Below are 12530 nucleotides of genomic sequence, written 5' to 3' on the forward strand. Positions count from 1 at the left end.
ATTAATACTGTGACCTGCCGACGGACCAAAGACCTCAATCAAAAGCCGTTTCAGCAAGCGGACGGGTGATGCGTCGAATTCCTTGTAACCATACTCCGAGGCCATCAAACTTGCCCAGCGAGGGATGCGAATCCCCCCGCCACGCTCGCGGCCCGCAATACCCCAATGATTGAGCCGCGGAAAGCGACGAAAGGAAGGCGTATGTCCAAGAAAACGCGCAAGAAATCCTCCAGCACCACCGCAAAGCGGGCTCCGGCCAAGGCTGCACGTGCCGTCAAGACGGCGGCAAAGACATCCGCGGTCAAGACACGCACGACCAAGCCCCCCGGCAAGGTCGGCAAAACCGCCCCGACCAAAGCGTCCCACAAGGCCCCATCCAAAGGGTTAAAGACCAAGGCGGCGGCACCGAAAACGGCCGCGCCGGCCAAAGCCGTCTCGGGGCTCGCCGAGGGCGCCAAGGCGCCGGCCTTCACCCTGCCCCGCGACGGCGGCTCAAGCGTCTCGCTCGCCGACTTCGCCGGCCAGAAGCTGGTGCTGTTCTTCTATCCCCGCGCCGACACCCCCGGCTGCACCAGGGAGGCCATCGACTTCACCCGGCTAAGGAGCGACTTCGCCGCCGCCGGTGCCGCGGTGCTCGGTATTTCCGCCGATACGGTTAAGGCCCAGGAGTCATTTCGAAACAAACACCAGCTGTCGGTTCCTCTGATCTCGGATGAAGCCCATGAGATGCTGGAGGCGTATGGCGCCTGGGGCGAAAAATCCATGTATGGCAGGACCTTCCTGGGGATTATTCGGACGACCGTTCTGGTCGACGCGTCCGGCAAGATCGCCAAAATCTGGCGCAATGTCCGGGTCGACGGCCATGCCGACGAGGTCCTTGCGGCCGCCCGGTCGCTCTCATCTTAGGAACCCTGTTTCCCAAAAATTAACCATGAGGGGGTCAAATCGCGCCCGTCAGTTAGCCGTACGGAACTTGCTCCGACCGGCCCGCGGGAGTGCCGATGTCGAGTCGTACCGGTCATCATTACGAGCATCACAAGCACCACCATCCGCATGACCATGGCCGGACGCCCCCGCGCCGGCCGGCCGCCTATGCCGCCGCAGCGCCGGTGGCGGCTGCCGCTACGGCTGAAGGCGACGGCTACACTATCGTTCACGCCGGCAAGCAGGTCCGCTTCGGGCCGGTGGTGTTCTGGATCGCGGTCGGCACCGTGGTCCTGCTCGGCATGTGGTCGGCCGCGACCGCCACCTATTTCGCCTTCCGCGACGACGTCCTGACCCGGCTGATCGCCCGCCAGGCCGAGATGCAATATGCCTATGAGGACCGCATTGCGGAGCTGCGCGCCAAGGTTGACCGCACCACGAGCCGCCAGTTGCTGGACCAGGAGCAGTTCGACCAGAAGCTCGACCAGATCATGCGCCGGCAGACCACACTGGAATCCCGCGCCACCGCGCTCGGCACCATTCCCGATGCGGCGCCGACCGGCTCGATCAAGCCGACCGGCCGCGGCGCCGACGCTGCGACGTCGTCGGGCACGCCAAAGCCCTCCCCGATCTCGGACACCGTGATCTTCGTGGCGCCGCCGGACCGTGAGGCGCGCCTCGAATCGCGGACGCCTGTGATTGCCAAGGCGCAGCCGAACCAGTTCGCAAAGATTCAGGGCGTCGACAACGTCCTCGTTCGCCTGCAGACCTCGCTCGATCAGGTCGAGCGCAAGCAGATGGCCGCACTGTCCTCGGTCGAGGACGGCATGGAATCGAAGGTGCGCCGGATGCGCGGCGTGATCTCGGATCTCGGCCTCGACATGGCGCAGCTCGAAGCGGCCACGCCGCGCGCGGGCGTCGGCGGTCCCTTCGTGCCGGTGAAGCTCACCGCCGATGCCGGCGCGTTCGAGCGCCAGCTCTATCGCATCAACACCACGCGCGCTCAGGTGCAGCGGCTGAACCAGACGCTGGCGCTGGTGCCGTATCGCAAGCCCGTCGTCGGCGAAGTCGAATTCACCAGCGGCTTCGGCGTGCGCAGCGATCCGTTCCTCGGCCGCCCCGCGATGCACACCGGCCTCGATTTCCGCGCAGCCACCGGCGATCCGGTCCGCGTCACCGCCAACGGCAAGGTCGTCTCGTCAGGCTGGGCCGGCGGCTATGGCCGCATGGTCGAGGTCGATCACGGCAACGGGCTCTCGACCCGCTACGGCCATCTCTCCGCGATCAACGTCAAGGTCGGCGACGTCGTGAAGATCGGCCAGGTGATCGGCGAGGTCGGCTCGACCGGCCGATCCACCGGTCCGCATCTGCATTATGAAACACGCATCGACGGCGAAGCGGTCGACCCGCAAAAATTCCTGCGCGCCGGCGTCCGCCTCAGCGCGGGCTAGCTAGCACTCTCTGGAACGATCTGATCTGCGCGAGCGCCGAGCCTTCACTCGGCGCTTTTGCTTTTGTGGCTTTAGCGCCGGCCACCGCCGCCCATGCCGCCGCCGCCAAAACCTCCGCCGCCGGGGCCACCAAAGCCGCCGCCGCCCGGACCGAATGGTCCGCCACCGGAGGGCGAGCCGAAGCCACCGGGCGGCGGCGAGCCACCAGGATCACCGCCAGGCCCGGAGCCGCCCGGCCCCGGCGCACCACCAGGTGCGCCGCCCGGTGCACCGCCGCGCCCACCCGGCGCACCGCCACCGGGAGCGCCGCCGCCATGGCCGGGCGAGACACCGGGCTGGCGCGCAGGTCCGCTCGGTCCCTGCACCGACGAGCCCGGGAATTTTCCGACCGACTGCATCGATTCGACCTGCAGCCCGTTGGCGCCATCGAGCCGCGCGTTGACGACCACGCGCGTGTCCGCCGCCGGCGCAAAGCGCGAGGTATCGCGCGCGACGAAGCCGGAGCCGAGTTGCAAATTGCTGCCGACCTTGCGCACATAGGCCTCGATCGAGAGCCGGCTGGCGCCCTTCAGATCCGAGAAGTCGTCGACCTTGCTGCGCACGACTTGCATCACGCCCTGGCTGACGCTGCCCTCGACCTGGACACGCTGGCCGACGCGCGACGCATCGGCGCCGGTCAAGCGCAGGCCGCCGACATGCAGCGCATGGCCGTCGCGCTCCAGCGGGCCCGAGACCCGCGCGACGGTGTCATGGCGCTGCTGCACGAGGCTTGCGACGATCACGCCGTCGGTGCGGCGCAGGCCGAACACCGACACATGCGCGCCCGGCTTGAGCCAGCTCTCGCGCCCCGTCCAATTCACCTTCTGGCCGAGCACGGTGAGCTCGCTACCCTTGGCCTGCTCGATCGGTCCGGTGACCTCGCTCGTGACGTCGATCCGCTTCGTCGCCAGCGTGCCATCGGCCTGGCGCAGCGCCACCACGCGCGCGAGCTGGCCGATCTTCAGCGCCTTGGCGCTCGCCGCCTCGCCGTCGATCTGGACGGGCACATCGGCGGCATAGGCGACGCGCTCGCCATTGACGAAGATCGAGCCGAAACGCTGGATCACGCCGACGATGCCGGTGCCGCCGAGCCCCTGGTCCGAACCGCCGCTGATTCCGGTGCCGCCGATGCCCTGATCGCTGCCGCCCCGGCGCACCTGCGCGCCGGCCAGCGTGGTCCCGGCCAGCCAGAACGCCGCCAGCAGCACGCGCCGCGAGATGGTGGGCGGCGTGCTCATGCCTTGCCGTTCTCGTCGCTGTCGTCGTCGGACGGCGGTCCCTCGCGATAGATGTAGATGCCGAAGTTCCAGCGATGGTCGCCGCCCTTGTCCTTGGCGAGCGCGCGGTTGGCCTCGCGGTTGGCGACCTTCAACGCCTCCATCGCGAGCTCGCGCGAGCGCGCCTCGAGCTTTTTGGCGAGCTTGGCCGACAGGCCGTCATAGTGCACCGCGCGTTCCAGGAACGGCGGCATCTCCGAGGAGACGTTGGCCTCGGCAGCGGCGACGTGGTCGTGCAGGTTACGGCCGAGATAATGCCATTTGCGGTCATCGTCGCCATGCGGCACGAAGGCTTCCTCGACCAGCATGATCTCGTCGCTGGCGTTGATGACGACCAGCTTGCGGTCGAGCCACTCGTCCAGCACCGCGCGCGGGCGGACGTCCTTGGTGATCGATTCGACCAACGTCTCGAACGACGGCTTGCCGCCCTCGGCGGTGCGCGGCAGCGGCCGCGGGTCGCCCTTCTGGTCGGTGAATTCGGGTGCGGCCAGCCAGCGCGCGATGATGGCGCTGGTGCGCGACAGCGTCGCCGGCACCACATTGACCGGCGCGCCGGCGCCGCGCAGCCGCGCCACCTCCTTGCGGTGGATGCCGGTCAACAGGCTGACGCGGCTGTCGGTCTGCTCCTTGCCTTCCAGCGCGAAATCATGCTCGGCGACGTTGACGAACAGCTCGCGCAACAGCTGGGTCAGGGCCGGAAACGTCATGCCGCCGCGAATGCAGAGCCTGACCAGCGGCCGCAGCATGCGCGCCAGCGGCGTATGCAGCTGCGCAGCGCCGATCGGCTGCGACGCCGGCTTGGTCCTTGGGCCCTTTGGATTCATGTTGCGAATTTTATCCGTCGATTGCGTGGGACACAATCCCACTTTTTGTTCAGACCCCGTTGACGTGTGAAATTTTCCCACTTATAGGAAACATAGTCACTGCCGGACACATTGGAACTGCGGATGGCGGGCCGATCGCACGATCGGCGCGCCGTGGGGACACGCGCGACCATGGACAACCACATCACCACCACCTCCGACCGATTCGATCTCGCGATCGCGGACGCCTGCCGCACCGCGCAGGTGCCGCACGACGCCTTCACCGCGACCGTGCGCGCCGGGGCCTACCCTTGCCTGCCCGGCGTCGATCCCGGCTCGCCGCGCGTGTTCGACGACACCGATCTCACCGCGCTCTATATCTACGGCCGTCTGCTGGATTTCGGCTTCGGCGCGCTGCGCGCCGGCGAATATGCCTGCCGCGCCCATGAGGCGCTGAAGTCCAACGCCTGCGCCCGCGCGATCTCGATCGCGCTGACGAGCGACGGCGGCAAGCGGATGGTCGTCGAGCACGACACGCCGCTGTCACCCGCAGCACTGCCCGAGCGCATCCATTTCGACGTCGGCGCGATCAGACAATTCCTGAAACGTCCGTTCGCGCAAGACGCGGCGCAGCCGGCCTGACCTCCGCTTCGCCAAACAACTCCCGGGAAAAACCGCCACCGCCATATGTGGGACACATTCCCACAATTTAGTCCACCCAATTGACGTGTGATTTTTTCCCACACAGAATGAGCCCAATCCAGTGATCAGCCTCTCCAGGGAATCGGCAATGCCTCGCACAGTCCGCGCTCCCGCCTCCCTCGCCCCGCAAGCCGGCCGCTCCGGCATCGAGCCGATGCTGCCGGCGCTGGCCCGCAGCGTCGTCTTCTTCTGCACGCTCGCGATGCCGTTCGTCGCAGCGCTGCTCGTGGGCTGACGGAGATGCTGCGCATGATCTCCGCAAACGAGGCCGCGGCCCGTCCGTCGGTGCTGCACATCTTCAAGGTCTACTATCCCGATCTGTTCGGCGGCACGCTGTCGGTGATCCGCGACATCTGCGCCGGGCTGAAGGACCAGTTCAACGCCGCGATCCTGGTCTGCTCGAACGCCGGCGGTCAGAAGCAGATCGTGGTCGACGACGTCAAGGTGGAGCGCGTCCATTCGTTCGGCGACGTGCTGTCGCTGCCGGCCGCGCCGACCTATCCGTGGCGGCTGTGGCGGCGGATCGCCGAGCACGATCTGCTGGCGCTGCACGCGCCCTTCCCGCTCGCCGATCTCGTGTTCGCGTTCGGCCTCGGCCGCAACCGGCCGCTGGTCGTGCACTGGCACGCCGACATCGTCACGCATGCCGGCCTGCGCCGCTTCATCGAACCCTTGATGCGACGGACGCTGAAGCGCGCCGCCGCCATCATCGTCTCCGATCCCGTGCTGGTCGAGCAGACGCCGCTGCTCCGCGAGTTCGCCGACAAGTGCCACGCGGTGCCGTTCGGCATCGACGTCGCGAAATATGACTGGCCGGCACTCAAGCTCGAGCGCGTCAACGAGCGCGGCCGCCTCGTGCTCGCCTGTGGGCGGCTGGTTCCCTACAAGGGATTCGACGTGCTGGTCCGCGCCGCGGTCAGGCGCAATTTCGAGGTCTGGATCGTCGGCGAAGGCCGCGAGCACGAACGGCTGGAAGCGCTGATCGCCGAGCTCGGCGTCCAGGACCGTGTCCGCCTGCTCGGCTCGGTACCCGAGGTCGAGCGCGTCAAGCTGATGCGCATCGCCGACGTGTTCGTGATGCCGTCGGTGACCAATGCGGAAACCTTCGGCCTGGTCCAGCTCGAGGCGATGGCGGCGGGCCGCCCGATCGTCAACACCGCGCTCGACACCGGCGTGCCGCATGTGGCGCGCGACGGCATCGAGGCGATCACGGTGCCGCCCGGCGACGCGCAGCGCCTTGGCGATGCCATCGAATCCCTGATCAACGATCCCGCGCGCCGCGCGCGGATGGGACAGGCCGCGCGCCAGCGCGCCGTCACGACATATTCCACCACAGCCTTCAAGGAGGGAGTTGAGACGGTGTATCGAAAGGTCGTCGCCGAACAGGCCACCGCCGCCAGGGTCGCAAGCGTTCCAGCCCCCGCTTCGCGTCCCCTGGAAACCGGCCTGGTCAGCGCGATCCAGATAGCGGCGGCGCTTGCCTGGTCCGACATGCGCCACCGTTACGTCCGCTCCCTCCTTGGACCCTTCTGGATGTCATTGCAGATGGCGATCATGGTGGCCGTGCTCGGCTCGGTGATCGGCCATTTCTCCAACACCAGTGCAGGATCGCGGCTGCCGATGCTCGCGCTCAGCCTCACCGCCTGGACCTTCCTCAACGGAGTCGTGCTCGACGCCACCACGGCGCTGCAAAACTCGGCGAGCCTGATCAAGGACCGCGCACTGCCGCCGGTGGTGTTCCTGCTGCAATGCAGCTTCCGCCAGGCGCTGTTCGCGCTCCACAATGCCTGCGTCCCGCTGGTGCTCTGGCTGGTGCTGGCGCCGGCCGACCCGCGCACCGTGATCGAGGCACTTCCCGGTTTCGCGCTGTTCATGCTGTGCACGCTGGCGCTGAGCCTGGTGCTCGGCGCGCTGGCGACGCGATTCCGCGACATCAAGCCGATCATCGAGTCGACGCTGACGCTTGCGTTCCTGTCGTCGCCGATCATCTGGACGCCTGAGATGATCGATCGCGGCTCGACGGTGATGCGCTTCAATCCGCTGACCCATCTGTTCGCGATCTGGCGCGATCCGCTGGCGACCGGCCACATCCCGATGGCGAGCCTCGGCTACGTGCTGGCCTGCATGGCCGCACTGGCGGTGGCGAGCGTCGTGACGCTGCGCCACTTGCGCAAAGCCGCATTCTGGATCTGACGCATGGTCTCGATCAGCCTCCAGAACGCCTGTCTCGACTACCCGCTCTACGGTGCCTACGACTTCTCGCTGAAGCGGCGTCTGATCGGGCACCTGATCCGCGAGCCCGGCGAGATGCGCGTGATCCGCGCGATCGACAATGTCAGCCTCGAGGCCGTATCAGGCGCCCGCATCGGCCTGGCCGGTCCGAACGGCTCCGGCAAGTCGACGCTGCTGCGCCTGATCGCCGGCGTATTTCCGGCAAGCAGCGGCAAGGTCGCGATCTCAGGCAATATCGTGCCGCTGCTGGGCTTGAATGCCGGCGCCAATCTCGATTTCGTCGCGGCCGACAATATCAGTCTCCTGTTGCGGATCAGCGGCCGCAAGCCCACGCAAAAGATCATCGACGAGATCTGGGCCTTCACCGAGCTCGAGGGACGCATGCAGCGGATGCCGCTTCGCATGTTCTCCTCGGGCATGCTGATGCGCGTGCTGTTCGCCACCGCGACCGCCTTCCCCGCCGACATCCTGCTGCTCGACGAATGGCTCAGCGTGGTCGACGAGAATTTTTCCGCCAAGGCCGAGCAGCGCCTGCTCAAGCTGGTCGAGACCGCGGCGATCGTGATCATCGCCTCGCACGACCAGCCGCTGCTGCGCCGCACCTGCAACACCATCATCAACCTCGACCGCGGCCGCATCGCCAGCACGACCACGCTTGATGCCGCCGGACATTCAATGGAACTGCAAGAGAAGCGCGCATGAAGAAGATCCTGGTCGTCAGCGAGGCGCTCGGTGAGCCCAACCACAAGCGCGGCATCTTTCATTTCACCCGCGAGCTGATCCGCTCGCTGGCCGCGGAAGGCCATGCGCTGACGCTCGTCGTCGAGACCTCGCGCCGCTACCGCAAGCTGCGCCGGCGGCAAAAGCAGACACCGCTGCTGCCTGCGGATTCGCGCCAGATCGAATTGCTCGCGCTCTATCGCTTCCTCGACCAGACCGACATGAGCGCGCCACTGATGCGCGGCGGTCTGCGCAAGACCGTCGACTGGTTCAAGCACAAGCTCGCCATGGCGACCTCCTGGGAGTTCCTCGTCTCCTTCCTGCGCTCGATCAGGCTGATGCCGATGCGGCTGAAGCTGATCGCCAACACGACGGCGGGGCTCGAATACATTCCAACCGACCTGCGTCACCTCGAGCTGTTCCAGGAGTTCATGCTCGAGCCTGCCTTCTACAGCTATCAGGACACCTCGGCGCTGACGCGGCTGCCGCCGCCGCGGGTCGACGCCCGGGATTACGACGTGGTCCTGATCGACACGCCGACGCGGGTGGCGATCCAGCGCCGCCCCGGCACCAAGGTGATCTGCGTGATCCACGATTTGCTGCCGATCACCGATCTCAAGCTCGACGATATCGCCACCCGACTATTCCTGTCGCGCCTGTTCACCAGCCTGCAGCAGGCCGACGAGCTCGCCTTCGTCTCGAACTACAGCCGCGACCGTTTCCGCGCCCTGCTCCCGCAATTCGCCCAAGTCCCGGCCCGCGTGGTCTATCCCCGCACGCGGTTCGACGTGGTCGAGGAGCCGCGCCCCGTCGCCGCGGTCGCCCAGCGGCCGAGCTTCGTCGTGATCGTCTCCAACGAACCGCGCAAGAATCTCGCCGCCGTGATGCGCGCCTTCCGCAAGGTCCCGCAGGCCGATCTCGTCGTGATCGGTCATGCCGGCGCGCTCGGCAAGGCGCCCAATCTGCCGAAGAACGTCCGCTTCTCCGGCTATGTCGAGGAGCATGAGAAGGCCGCGCTGATCGCCGAGGCCCACGGCCTGATCATGCCGTCGCTGGCGGAAGGGTTCGGGGTTCCGATCATCGAGGCGTTCGCCGCCAACACGCCGGTGCTGTGCTCCGACATCGCCGTGTTCCGCGAGGTCGCGGGCGATCTCGCCGATTACTTCGACCCGTTCTCGACCGAGTCCATCGCAGCCTCGGTGACGCGGGTGCTGGCCGACCAGACGCAATGGCGCGAGAAGATCCGCGCCCGCCGCGCCGAGCTCGCCGTGCGTTATGGCCACGAGACCCAGGCGCGCGACCTGCTCGCCCATCCCGCGACGGCCGGCAGTTTCGTTCCGACCCAGCTGCCGCCGGCATCCGCGCCGATGTTCGACGGCCTCGCCGCGCATGGCACCTGACGCCGAGAACGCACCGCCATGACCATCGAGGCCAGCGTCACCGCCGCGCATCTGAAGACGACGACCTGGCCGATCCGCTTTCGCGCCGCCTGTAGCGCCAGGCCCTACCGGCTCTGCACCGACTTTCTGGCGGTGCTGACGGCGGCCTCGCTGCCATGGTCGACGTCGCTGCCTGCGATCTTCATCCTGCTGTGGCTATTGATGGTGATCCCGACCATTGACTGGGAGCTGTTCGTCCTCGACCTCGCCGATCCCAGCCGCGCCTTGCCGCTCTGCTTCGTGTTGCTCGCGGTGCTCGGGCTGTCGTGGTCGGACGCCACATGGGCCGACCGGCTGCACGGCATCAAGCCAGTCGCAAAACTGCTGCTGATCCTGTTCCTGCTCTATGACTTCCAGCGCTCGCAGCGCGGCCATTGGGTGTTCGTGGGCTTCCTGATCTCATGCACGCTGTTGATGGTGCTCTCCTGGATCGTGCTGATCGTGCCGGAGTTCAAGATCGCACACACCGCCTCCGACGGCGTCCCGGTCAAGAACTACATCGACCAGAGCCAGGAGTTCGCACTGTGTGCCTTCGCGTTGGCGTGGCCGATGCGGACCGCCTGGCGCAAGCAGCGATGGCTGGTCGCGATCGCCTGCGCGACGCTGATCCTGCTGTTCGTCGCCAACATGCTGTTCGTCGTGTCGGCACGGACCGTGCTGGTGACCATGCCTGTGCTGCTGGCGCTGTTCGCCTGGCGTTATCTGACGCGCCGCGCCGGCATTCTCCTGTTCGCCGGCGTCGTCCTGGCCGGCATCGTGGTCTGGAGCACCTCACCCTACCTGCGCCAACGCATCGCCGACATCGGCGTCGAGTACCAGGCGCAGGACACGTCCGGCATCGCCTCGACCGCGCAGCGGCTGACCTACTGGCAGAAGTCGCTGAAATTCGTCGCCGATGCGCCGCTGTTCGGCCACGGCACCGGCTCGATCAGGCAGCAATTCACCCGCGACGCCGAGGGCCAATCCGGGTTGCGCGCCGAGATCGTCAACAATCCGCACAACCAGACCCTTAATGTCGCCATCCAGTGGGGCCTGCTCGGCGTGCTCGTGCTCTATGCGATGTGGGTCGCCCATACTTGCCTGTTTCGCGGCGACAGCCTCGCCTGCTGGATCGGCCTCGTCGTGGTCGCACAGAACGTGGTCAGCTCGCTCCTGAACTCGCATCTGTTCGATTTTCACGAGGGCTGGATCTACGTGCTCGGCGTCGGCGTTGCCGGCGGCATGGCGCTGCGGCAGCGAATCCGTGGCGGCGATGGCCTGGCGACGGACCATCTGGCGCGATAGCACGACGAGCCCGACTTGCACGGTCAACGCATCGTCAGACCCGCGCAATGACAGCGATCGGCCCGCCGCCCGGCGGGCCCTGGTGTTCTGCGCCACCCGACACATACACCGCACTGGTGCCGGCAAGCCCGCTGATCAACCCGCCCACCGCGGCACGCGCATGGCGGGTCGAGCTGATGTCGGTATCCTCGAGCATGGTGTGCCGCTGTCCGCGCACGGTGCCGTCGGGAGAGGCTTCGGCCTTGGCAAAGACATTCACCAGCCGGTCGGCTGAAATCGGATTGCGCGCGGCCGCGACCTCCAGGCCGACGCTCCGGAGCGCGGTGACGACGGCGGCATAGTCGATCGCGTCCAGCATGACGGAATGGCCGATCACGAACGGGCTCGTGGCATCAGCCGAATTGCCCATCACGATGACGACGTTATGCATCAGCTCGATTCCGGCGGATGTCGATGCCACCGCCGAGTAGAGATCGTAGTTCTTCAGGATGTCCGCGTCGCTGATATCGGCCTTGATTTCCCCAAGCGCGACGGCCACGCCGAGCGCGGAGGCGCCGCGCGAATGGCCCATCGATCCGTAAGCGCTGGACGTCGTGGTGGTCTGACCGCGGCCGCGTGCCTCGGCAACGCGATCGCTGGTCAGCAGGGGGCATTTGATCTGCACGAAGTGCACATCCCCAACGTCATCAATACCCGCATCCGCCATGGCGGCGCGAACGGCGTTCGCAGTCTCGGCGACCTGCACGCTGCGCCCGATCTCCTCCGGGAGGAAATCGCGGGTCTGGGCGATCCCGATGCTCAACCGCTTCCCGGCCATCGTGCCCTGCCCGCCGGGATGGTTCGATATCTCGCGCGTGAACACGGTGATGTGCGGGCTGAGCACCCCTTCGGTGCCGCCGGACATCACGAAGGCGATACGCTGCTCGATCTGATGCGGCGTAGCCCCCAGCAGCGGCGCCAGGGCCGACGACAGCGCCGCCGTGGCGAACTCCCGGGTGAAATCGTTGACCCCGCCATTGCCCTCGGTCTTGCCGAGGATCGCCAGGATCGCGCGGGGATCGATCCGGCCGGCCTCGATCAGCCCAAGCAGGCCAGACACATCGCCGGGTCCTTTGGTCGGGATCCGCACGACGTCGACGGAAATGGTTCGCGCAGTCATTCTGCCTCATTTGCTGATGTGGGAAATGCCCGGCCGCATCAAACAACCGGACGGACGCCTGCAAAAGCAAATTCGGGCCGCAACGTGCCAAAATTGGCGGCACCGCGCCGACGGACGCCCCGTCTATTAGACCGCTGATTTGCCCGACGGCGCAAGGCCCCGGCGCAAAAATATTTCGCCTTGTATGAAATTCGGATTATGCTATATATACATCCATCTCACCCTCTGAGGGGCGTTGCGCAATGTCACGAACGCGGGCTGGGATGCGGTGGACGCCGGGCGTGCGAGTGACATGCGCGCGCAAGGCGTACGGCGAAGTCGTGTGGGCCTGCCGCCCCGATGTTGGTGGCAAGCACGCGAGAGGTCCAAAGCCGATCGCGGACGATGGTGGCACAAAAGCAGAGTCTCACCAGGGCGAGCACGTATAAGCCGTAAAGCCATCGCGCAGGGAAGGCCGGCGTGCCTCCGCTGCATTTGTATGCCCGTGTGCGCCACTTTCT

Annotated in this window: 11 protein-coding genes; 8 read left to right on the forward strand and 3 right to left on the reverse strand. The window is 66.6% G+C overall.

Annotated elements, in window-relative coordinates:
- Window positions 1–201: 201 nt before the first annotated feature.
- Complete coding sequence (locus JQ604_RS17140; protein ID WP_212358612.1) at window positions 202–906, forward strand: peroxiredoxin; 705 nt, start codon at window positions 202–204, stop codon at window positions 904–906.
- Window positions 907–1001: 95 nt separating this feature from the next.
- Window positions 1002–2375, forward strand: a complete 1374-nt coding sequence (locus JQ604_RS17145; protein WP_212358614.1) for a M23 family metallopeptidase — start codon at window positions 1002–1004, stop codon at window positions 2373–2375.
- Window positions 2376–2446: 71 nt separating this feature from the next.
- Here JQ604_RS17145 and JQ604_RS17150 read toward each other — a convergent pair whose 3' ends face one another.
- Window positions 2447–3652 (reverse strand): DUF5666 domain-containing protein, encoded by a 1206-nt coding sequence (locus JQ604_RS17150; protein ID WP_212358616.1) that lies wholly within the window; start codon window positions 3650–3652, stop codon window positions 2447–2449.
- Entirely contained in the window at window positions 3649–4515 is an 867-nt protein-coding gene (locus JQ604_RS17155) for a DUF6502 family protein (RefSeq protein ID WP_212358618.1), read from the reverse strand. Before JQ604_RS17155 ends, JQ604_RS17150 begins: the two co-directional genes overlap by 4 nt.
- Before the next feature lie 171 nt (window positions 4516–4686).
- Here JQ604_RS17155 and JQ604_RS17160 point away from each other — a divergent pair, with 171 nt between their 5' ends.
- The 6 genes from JQ604_RS17160 to JQ604_RS17185 all read left to right on the forward strand — a co-directional run bounded on the left by JQ604_RS17160 (window position 4687) and on the right by JQ604_RS17185 (window position 10871).
- Window positions 4687–5136, forward strand: coding sequence for a hypothetical protein (locus JQ604_RS17160; RefSeq protein WP_212358620.1), 450 nt, complete (start codon window positions 4687–4689; stop codon window positions 5134–5136).
- Between the two features lie 148 nt (window positions 5137–5284).
- A complete protein-coding gene (locus JQ604_RS17165) occupies window positions 5285–5431 on the forward strand; it encodes a hypothetical protein (RefSeq protein ID WP_212358622.1) in 147 nt (48 codons plus the stop codon).
- Between the two features lie 14 nt (window positions 5432–5445).
- Window positions 5446–7389 (forward strand): glycosyltransferase, encoded by a 1944-nt coding sequence (locus tag JQ604_RS17170; protein ID WP_212358624.1) that lies wholly within the window; start codon window positions 5446–5448, stop codon window positions 7387–7389.
- A 3-nt stretch (window positions 7390–7392) separates the two neighbouring features.
- Entirely contained in the window at window positions 7393–8130 is a 738-nt protein-coding gene (locus JQ604_RS17175) for an ABC transporter ATP-binding protein (protein WP_212358626.1), read from the forward strand.
- Window positions 8127–9548 (forward strand): glycosyltransferase family 4 protein, encoded by a 1422-nt coding sequence (locus JQ604_RS17180; RefSeq protein WP_212358628.1) that lies wholly within the window; start codon window positions 8127–8129, stop codon window positions 9546–9548. The genes JQ604_RS17175 and JQ604_RS17180 overlap by 4 nt, the downstream gene beginning before the upstream one ends.
- A gap of 18 nt (window positions 9549–9566) precedes the next feature.
- Entirely contained in the window at window positions 9567–10871 is a 1305-nt protein-coding gene (locus JQ604_RS17185) for an O-antigen ligase family protein (RefSeq protein ID WP_212358630.1), read from the forward strand.
- Between the two features lie 34 nt (window positions 10872–10905).
- Here the strand turns inward: JQ604_RS17185 and JQ604_RS17190 are convergent, their stop codons facing one another.
- Window positions 10906–12030 carry a ring-opening amidohydrolase gene (locus JQ604_RS17190; RefSeq protein ID WP_212358632.1) on the reverse strand — a complete coding sequence of 375 codons (1125 nt, stop codon included), beginning with the start codon at window positions 12028–12030 and terminating at the stop codon, window positions 10906–10908.
- Window positions 12031–12530: the final 500 nt, after the last annotated feature.

This window comes from Bradyrhizobium jicamae, assembly GCF_018130695.1.
Classification (GTDB): Bacteria; Pseudomonadota; Alphaproteobacteria; order Rhizobiales; family Xanthobacteraceae; genus Bradyrhizobium; species Bradyrhizobium jicamae_B.

Bases quoted from the DNA above. Each gene is read 5' to 3' on its own strand.
- JQ604_RS17140 (WP_212358612.1), top strand. From the start codon at position 202: ATGTCCAAGAAAACGCGCAAGAAATCCTCCAGCACCACCGCAAAGCGG.
- JQ604_RS17145 (WP_212358614.1), top strand. From the start codon at position 1,002: ATGTCGAGTCGTACCGGTCATCATTACGAGCATCACAAGCACCACCAT.
- JQ604_RS17150 (WP_212358616.1), bottom strand. From the start codon at position 3,652: ATGAGCACGCCGCCCACCATCTCGCGGCGCGTGCTGCTGGCGGCGTTC.
- JQ604_RS17155 (WP_212358618.1), bottom strand. From the start codon at position 4,515: ATGAATCCAAAGGGCCCAAGGACCAAGCCGGCGTCGCAGCCGATCGGC.
- JQ604_RS17160 (WP_212358620.1), top strand. From the start codon at position 4,687: ATGGACAACCACATCACCACCACCTCCGACCGATTCGATCTCGCGATC.
- JQ604_RS17165 (WP_212358622.1), top strand. From the start codon at position 5,285: ATGCCTCGCACAGTCCGCGCTCCCGCCTCCCTCGCCCCGCAAGCCGGC.
- JQ604_RS17170 (WP_212358624.1), top strand. From the start codon at position 5,446: ATGATCTCCGCAAACGAGGCCGCGGCCCGTCCGTCGGTGCTGCACATC.
- JQ604_RS17175 (WP_212358626.1), top strand. From the start codon at position 7,393: ATGGTCTCGATCAGCCTCCAGAACGCCTGTCTCGACTACCCGCTCTAC.
- JQ604_RS17180 (WP_212358628.1), top strand. From the start codon at position 8,127: ATGAAGAAGATCCTGGTCGTCAGCGAGGCGCTCGGTGAGCCCAACCAC.
- JQ604_RS17185 (WP_212358630.1), top strand. From the start codon at position 9,567: ATGACCATCGAGGCCAGCGTCACCGCCGCGCATCTGAAGACGACGACC.
- JQ604_RS17190 (WP_212358632.1), bottom strand. From the start codon at position 12,030: ATGACTGCGCGAACCATTTCCGTCGACGTCGTGCGGATCCCGACCAAA.